Here is a 6,970-nt window from a genome sequence, read left to right on the forward strand (position 1 = left end):
ATCCCACGGCCTAAAGGCACGTGGGTTTTCTGTCGGGAACTTTATAAATTAGTTTATTATACTTATTAAGAATACTTTCTATTTTATAACCACTTGGTAATAATATAGTTCTTTTATATCTAAATATTATCATCCAATCATTTTTCTAAAATAAAATCAAAAAAAAGCACCTAAATAAGTGCTTCTTTATTCATCAAATAAGGCATGTCCCAATCTAACCATGGTACTTCCTTCTTCAATCGCAATCTTGTAGTCATTGCTCATACCCATAGAAAGTTCAGTTAAATTATAGATTGGGAATAATTCCTGAAGATGTTCTAACAATTCTTTTGTTTCCTTGAAATAGATCCTTGTCTGTTCTGCATCAATATGGGGCGCCATCATCATCAATCCTCTTGGATTGATATGAGGACAATTGACAAGATATTTCACTACTTCTTCCATTTCTTCTTTTTTAAATCCGTGTTTGCTTTCTTCATTAGCAATATTAACCTGCAACAATACATCCATAATACGATTATGCTTAATTGCCTGTTTTTCAATTTCATCAATAAGCTTATAGCTATTGACTGAATGAATGAGGGTTACTTTATCAATAATATACTTCACCTTATTGCTCTGCAATGTACCAATAAAGTGCCATTCACCTTCTCCATCGTATTCTTCATACTTCTTAAGAAAATCCTGGACACGATTTTCACCAAAGATTGTACAGCCTGCTTCAGCTAGCTTCTTAACTTCCTTTGCATCAATATACTTTGTTGCTGCAACAAGTGTAGCTGGCTTCACATTTTCCAATGCTTCTTTCACTGCTTTTTGATTTACGATCATCTAAATCACCTACCTATTCCTCATTATATTCATATTTATAAAGATATCCATCATTTTTTATCTAGAAATGATATAGTATAATCATAAGAAAAAAGGAGGTATTAGTGTGTATATCAAGAAAAACTATATTGCGAGTGTTAGTTCATACTTTCATCTTAATAATAAAGTAAAGATTGAAGAAGCACTTTCTAAACTTATGGACGAGTGTGTTGATCACTATGAAAACGTTGAAGATATGCTTGTTTCATTTGGACATCCAAAAAGCGTTGCCTACACATATGGCTATCGCCCATTGCTTGTTTCATTTACACCACGTCATAAAATCTTAAAGACTTTTGAATATATATTTTTCTTTCTTTTAGATTTTTATCTTATTCTTTGTTCTATCTACTATATGTACGTCTTTGGCTATTTGCCATCACTAACGATATTTAATATTCTCTACACACATTCTTTTTTATTGATTCTTATCCAAGAACCATTTTTAACAATGTGCAGTATCTCAATTACCATACTGATGATTCTTTGTCTCATTGATACAACTAAACCATTAGGAAAAGAGGATCTTACATGGAACAAGGAAAAACTTTATCAATTACCTTCCTATAAGGTCTATACATATCACAAGCATGAAACTTTCTTTATGGGAATATTTATATTATTCTTTTTCTTGTTTGCTTTATTCTACATCTTTAGAGGATTAAGTCATTCTCATACGCACTTCAATGTCCGTATGATCTACTACTTCCTGCAAAGCTATATTGCTTTGATCATCTTATCTTATATTCTAGATTTATCAAAAAGAATCTATGACAGGAAATATCTGATTTCATCACTTATTTCACAAATTATTACTCTTGCAGCATTAAACTTTGCAGTATGGCAAAGTGATTTTCTTCAGCATTTCCTTTATCCTATCAAGAATGGCTTTCTTGCCAATAATGTATTTCTAATATTGGCAGTACTTGCCATTGAAGGAATATGTTTCTTTAAGATTGTCAAGAACTGCTACTATCTCTTTAATTTGCGTCATGTTGAATCATCTGAACAAGAGAAGGAATCGTCAACTCAAAATCAACTCCATACCAAGGCTTAGCTGGATTTTCTAAAGTCTTTCTGATTGTCAAGGCAGTATAATCTGCCGCAATCTGAAAGGCTTTTTTATAATCTATTCCTCTTGCTAGACATCCTACTGCAACTGATGAGAAGATATCTCCTGTACCATGATAAGACACATCGATTCTATCTGTCTGATATAAATAGAATTCATCTTTATCGACATCAAGACTCATAAAGCCAAGTTTTCCTTCTTCTAAAGACACACCTGTCACAACGATGATATGTCCACCTCTCTTAGCTAAAGCATAAAGTAAATCGTGAATATATTTTTCATCGTATTCTTCTTTATATTCCATACCTGTCATTAAGCATGCTTCAGTGATATTTGGGACAATATAATCTGCTACTTCACATAGTTCAGCATTCTTTTTTACATACGCTTCATCGAAATTAGGATAAAGTTTTCCATTATCGGCCATTACTGGATCTACGAAGGTAAAATTGTTTTCTGTCTTAAACATCTTGAAGACATCTTTGATCATATCAATCTGATCAATTGTTCCAAGGTATCCTGTATAAAGTCCATCAAATGTAATCTCTTCTTCTTTCCAATGATTCACGATAGGATAGATCTGATCTGTCAGATCTTTAAATGTAAATCCTTTAAACATTGTATGAGTGGATAATACAGCTGTAGGAATGATGGACGCCTCTACTCCTGTAGCACTGATAATAGGTAATGCTACTGTTAAAGAACATTTCCCTAAACATGAAATATCCTGTATTGTAACTATTCTTTTCATATTTCTCTTCCTTTCTATTTTGAATACTATTATAATGATTATTGACCTTATTGATAGTATCAATTTATCATTAAAAACCATGGTCAGATGAGGTGCCCCATGCTTACTTATACATTTAATGATCATAAACCACTCTATAGTCAGCTTTACTCTTATATCAAAACTGATATACAAAATGGCATTCTATCTAGTGGAGAAAAGCTTCCTTCTAAAAGAAGTCTAGCTAAACAATTAAATATTTCTACCATTACTGTTGAAAATGCCTATCTTCAGCTTCTCGATGAAGGCTTTATCTACGCCTTACCAAGAAGCGGTTACTATGTTTCTAAGTTTCATGTTCAATCATTTGAAAAGAAACCAAGCAAACCGTTTCTACTTGAAGATCATCATAAGCATTATTCTATTGATTTATCATCACATGCCACTAGTGCTGAAAACTTCCCTTTTTCCATCTGGGCAAAATTATCTCGACAGGTTCTTTCTAATCATCAGGATGACCTGATGAAAAGCATGCCTACTCAAGGAACAACCATTCTAAGAGAAGCTATTGCGCAATATCTTAATGAGTTTAGAAATCTCAAGGTTTCAAAGGACCAGATTATTATCGGTGCAGGTACAGAGTACCTTTATTCATTGCTTATTCAGCTATTAGGAACACATCAGAATTATGGTATTGAAGTTCCAGGATATCGCACTCTTCATCATATATATGATGCCTACAATCTTCATGTTAAACCTTTATATCTTGATAAGAAGGGCATTAAGCCCTCTTCACTTAAAGATGTCAGTGTGATCCACACAACGCCTTCTCATCATTTCCCAACCGGTATCACCATGCCTCTTTCACGTCGCATGAGTCTGCTTGAATGGGCTAATGAAGAGAAAGAGCGCTATATTATTGAAGATGACTATGATAGCGAATTCCGTATGATGGGTAAACCACTTCCACCGCTATTTAGTCTTGATCAAAGTGAACATGTCATCTATATGAATACTTTTACGAAGAGTCTTTCTTCGACAATTCGTATTAGCTACATGGTCCTTCCTCCTCATCTTGCGATAAGATTCAATGATCATCTTTCTTTCTACAACTGTACAGTTTCTTCTTTTGAACAGTACACATTGGCCTACTTTATTCAGGAGGGCTACTTTGAAAAACACATCAACCGTATGAGAAACAAGTACCGTAAAAAGAGAAATGATATTTTATCACTGCTTACAGAGAGTCCTCTTTATCCTTTAGTTCATATCAAAGAAGAAAATGCTGGTCTGCATTTTCTTCTAGAAATTAAACAGGATTATGATTATGATCACTTTATTTCTTCTTGTCATACAAAAGGTCTTCATATAAAGACACTCAAGGACTATGGCGGAAAAGATGATAAAACATTGATCATCAACTATTCCTCATTATCACTTGCTTCCTTTAAAGAAGCAATCACCATTCTTTATGACGTATTAAAAAAGCTGTAGCATTAACGCTACAGCTTTTTAAGTTAGCGGACGCCACCTCCGCCTCCGCCGGAGAAGCCGCCGCCTCCACCGCCAAACGATGAGCCGCCTCCGCCACCGGAGAAGGCACTACCTGAATTGGCTGTATGATAGGCATTGTTTGCATTTATTACCCCTTGGTATACAAATGCACGTGTAAGAAGCATGCTGTTGTAATAATTCATATCCATCTCTTGTTCAAATGATGGTTTAACAATCTTCAATTGTTCTTCTACAACATCAGCAATACCTAGAATTGTGGCATACATGAGATATTCTTCCCATAGCTGCACTTCTATTACTTCTTTTTCTTTCATATTGTCCTGGTCTATTAAGAACTTATTTAAACCATAGACATGTTCCATGTCATCTTTTACTTTCATTTTGAAAGTTTCTGTTGTCTTTGGAAGACTGATGCCTAGAACATTACGATATTTTTTTGATACAATAAGCAGCTTTTGACTACGTAAATCTTTTCTTACCTGCTTTTCAACTTTTTCAAACCATCCAACAACACTCTCATAGTGTCTCTTGCACCATTTTTCAAATTCTTTTGTTTCAAGAATAAGGTTCTTACCTGATGCTTTGACAAACATATCATATAAACGAGATTCTAATGGATCTTCAGTTGTTAAAGGTTTAGAGAAATCTATCTGGTAGCCTTCTTTCTTTTTGAAGAAACCATTCTCTTCTGTTTTCTTGAAACTTACCTGATTATTCTTGATCCATCTTAAGACATAGGCTGACATAATGCCACCTTTCGTCTTTTCTTTAATCAATCCAGCATGATCTGCTAGATAATAGAAATAGGCAATATTCTTAGTAGGAATATCTCTAAATGGATGAACATCCTTCTTTGAGAATTCACTTCCATCTTCAAAAATCATTTTTGCTTTCTTTTTACTTGCAATTAAGCCAGTTAAAAATATTAAACCGCCAACTGCCGCAAAAAGAATATAGAAGAACTTCAGGAATACATCAAAAAATGAATCTTTAGCAAGTTCTCCATCTTCGCCATAGGTTACATTGCTTTCTTCATCATCAAAGCTAGAACCTTCCATTGCATCACTCTTTACATCTTCAAAATCTTCATCTTGGTGATACAAGCTAGGTGAAGCGTAAGTCTGTTCCAATTTTGCAAAAAGCTGCACTCTTTTTATCTTCCCAGTCGACAGCATATGGATTGTACCGTTTTCCATATAATCACAGCGACCTTCATAGCCAAATCCCCAGATATCTGAGTTATCGGCAGTAAAGCTTCCAAGTTCACTTTTTACATCAACCATAACCTTAGATACAGGTATACTCATATCCCCCATGAAAGCATAATTGATCCCCTGTGTATCAGAATACTGATTGACGAGATGAGCAACCTTATAAACAAAAGTATATGTCTTATGCCCATAATCACCAATACCAAAACAGATTTCATAAGTCGAGCCTGATTGTGTGATGCCACACTTGTCTTTTTTCTCACTTCTAGAAGCATTTACATCCCAATTATTCCCAATATTTTGATATTTTTTTCCACCTTCACTAACAGAAATAAGTGAGACACTTTGGTCATTCATGTTCTTAAATGTCTTATAGACTTCTGTACCACGATTTGCTTCCATATCCCATACTTCAGTAAATGTTCCCGTACCATTGGCATCAATAACACAATTGATTGTCATCTTATTGATCTGTGTACTTGATGCATGAACAGGTACAATCGAGAAAACAAGTAAAGCAACAATAAGTAATAATTTTTTCATTAGAATTCTACATGTGGAGCTTCTTTAGCTGAAGCTTCTGCTTCAAAGTATGGGAGTCTTTCAAAATGTCCAAAAGAAGCAACTAAGCTAGATGGGAACATTTCAAGCTTGTTCTTATACTGATTAACATCATCATTATAGAACTGTCTAGCATACTGAATCTTATTTTCTGTTTCAGTCAACTCATTCTGAAGCTGAATGAAGTTTTCATTTGCTTTTAAATCAGGATAAGCTTCTGCCACAGCGAATAAACGTCCAATAGCCTGTGTCAACTGATTTGATGTTTCAATCTGTTCTTCTACTGTAGAAGCATTTGTATAGTTGTTTCTAGCTGCAATAACTGCCTGCAAAGTTTCTTTCTCATGCTTCGCATAGCCCTTTACTGTTTCGACAAGATTTGGAATAAGATCCGCTCTTCTTTTAAGCACTACATCCACCTGTGCCCAGGCTGTCTGTGCTTTATTTCTCAACTTAACAAGACTGTTATATGTTGAGATACACCATAATACGATAACTGCAATAATCGCAATAATAACAATTAAAATCATAGTGATTTCCTCCTTTTTTTACATTTTATCATGTATGTTTACCTATGTATGTGAACTACCACCCACCTAAAGGTAGGTGGCTTCTAAGAACCTGACGGTTCTATTTAAGAAGTTTGATATTTAAGTTTCCACCCGACAGTCAGGCAATCCTTATTCTTACAGGCGTGTCCACTTCGCCTCTACCGTATAGGATGTTAACATCCACAACGCTACTTTTACGCATGATGTTCAATGCGCCATTAACATCCGCATTGATTATTTTCCCGCTTGCGGTTTTATATTGCCCTCTGTGTATTCTTTTGCCGCTAAACTGATATTCTCTTGGATTATCAGCACTGTAAACAGGAATGTCATCTCTATCCCAGAATGATGATTTTGATGTATAGGACTCTTCCTGTTTTACAAATATAATGCCATTCATTTTGCAGAGATATTCAAGCTTGCTGCGAAGCTGACCGTATGGGATATTTACAAAGTTCTG

7 protein-coding genes are annotated in these 6,970 nt (G+C 34.7%); 2 read left to right on the top strand and 5 right to left on the bottom strand.

The features are described 5' to 3' along the window. Nucleotides 1-186 precede the first annotated feature (186 nt). Nucleotides 187-831 carry a YggS family pyridoxal phosphate-dependent enzyme gene (locus T513_RS0109195; RefSeq protein WP_029071606.1) on the bottom strand — a complete coding sequence of 215 codons (645 nt, stop codon included), beginning with the start codon at nucleotides 829-831 and terminating at the stop codon, nucleotides 187-189. Between the two features lie 106 nt (nucleotides 832-937). Between T513_RS0109195 and T513_RS0109200 the strand changes: the two genes are divergently transcribed. Beyond that, entirely contained in the window at nucleotides 938-1,927 is a 990-nt protein-coding gene (locus T513_RS0109200) for a hypothetical protein (RefSeq protein WP_029072658.1), read from the top strand. Here the strand turns inward: T513_RS0109200 and T513_RS0109205 are convergent. Further along, entirely contained in the window at nucleotides 1,851-2,693 is an 843-nt protein-coding gene (locus T513_RS0109205) for a pyridoxamine kinase (protein WP_029072657.1), read from the bottom strand. The genes T513_RS0109200 and T513_RS0109205 overlap by 77 nt on opposite strands. Before the next feature lie 99 nt (nucleotides 2,694-2,792). Here T513_RS0109205 and pdxR point away from each other — a divergent pair, with 99 nt between their 5' ends. Further along, nucleotides 2,793-4,166, top strand: coding sequence for a MocR-like pyridoxine biosynthesis transcription factor PdxR (pdxR, locus tag T513_RS0109210; RefSeq protein ID WP_031589858.1), 1,374 nt, complete (start codon nucleotides 2,793-2,795; stop codon nucleotides 4,164-4,166). A gap of 23 nt (nucleotides 4,167-4,189) precedes the next feature. Here the strand turns inward: pdxR and T513_RS0109215 are convergent, their stop codons facing one another. From T513_RS0109215 to T513_RS0109225, 3 genes are all read right to left on the bottom strand, one after another. Next, nucleotides 4,190-5,941: a DUF2207 family protein gene (locus tag T513_RS0109215; protein WP_051654430.1), complete on the bottom strand. Its 1,752-nt coding sequence runs from the start codon at nucleotides 5,939-5,941 to the stop codon at nucleotides 4,190-4,192. Then, the gene (locus tag T513_RS0109220; protein WP_031589860.1) at nucleotides 5,941-6,489 is read right to left on the bottom strand and encodes a LemA family protein; all 549 of its coding nucleotides are present in this window, start codon (nucleotides 6,487-6,489) and stop codon (nucleotides 5,941-5,943) included. The genes T513_RS0109215 and T513_RS0109220 overlap by 1 nt, the downstream gene beginning before the upstream one ends. A 139-nt stretch (nucleotides 6,490-6,628) precedes the next feature. Beyond that, a partial coding sequence (locus tag T513_RS0109225; protein WP_031589861.1) for a zinc ribbon domain-containing protein occupies nucleotides 6,629-6,970 on the bottom strand: 342 nt, incomplete at its 5' end.

It is taken from the genome of Kandleria vitulina DSM 20405, assembly GCF_000702065.1.
GTDB lineage: Bacteria > Bacillota_I > Bacilli_A > Erysipelotrichales > Coprobacillaceae > Kandleria > Kandleria vitulina.

Coding starts and splice junctions, on each gene's coding strand:
- T513_RS0109195 (WP_029071606.1), bottom strand. CDS start 831: ATGATCGTAAATCAAAAAGCAGTGAAAGAAGCATTGGAAAATGTGAAG.
- T513_RS0109205 (WP_029072657.1), bottom strand. CDS start 2,693: ATGAAAAGAATAGTTACAATACAGGATATTTCATGTTTAGGGAAATGT.
- pdxR (WP_031589858.1), top strand. CDS start 2,793: ATGCTTACTTATACATTTAATGATCATAAACCACTCTATAGTCAGCTT.
- T513_RS0109215 (WP_051654430.1), bottom strand. CDS start 5,941: ATGAAAAAATTATTACTTATTGTTGCTTTACTTGTTTTCTCGATTGTA.
- T513_RS0109220 (WP_031589860.1), bottom strand. CDS start 6,489: ATGATTTTAATTGTTATTATTGCGATTATTGCAGTTATCGTATTATGG.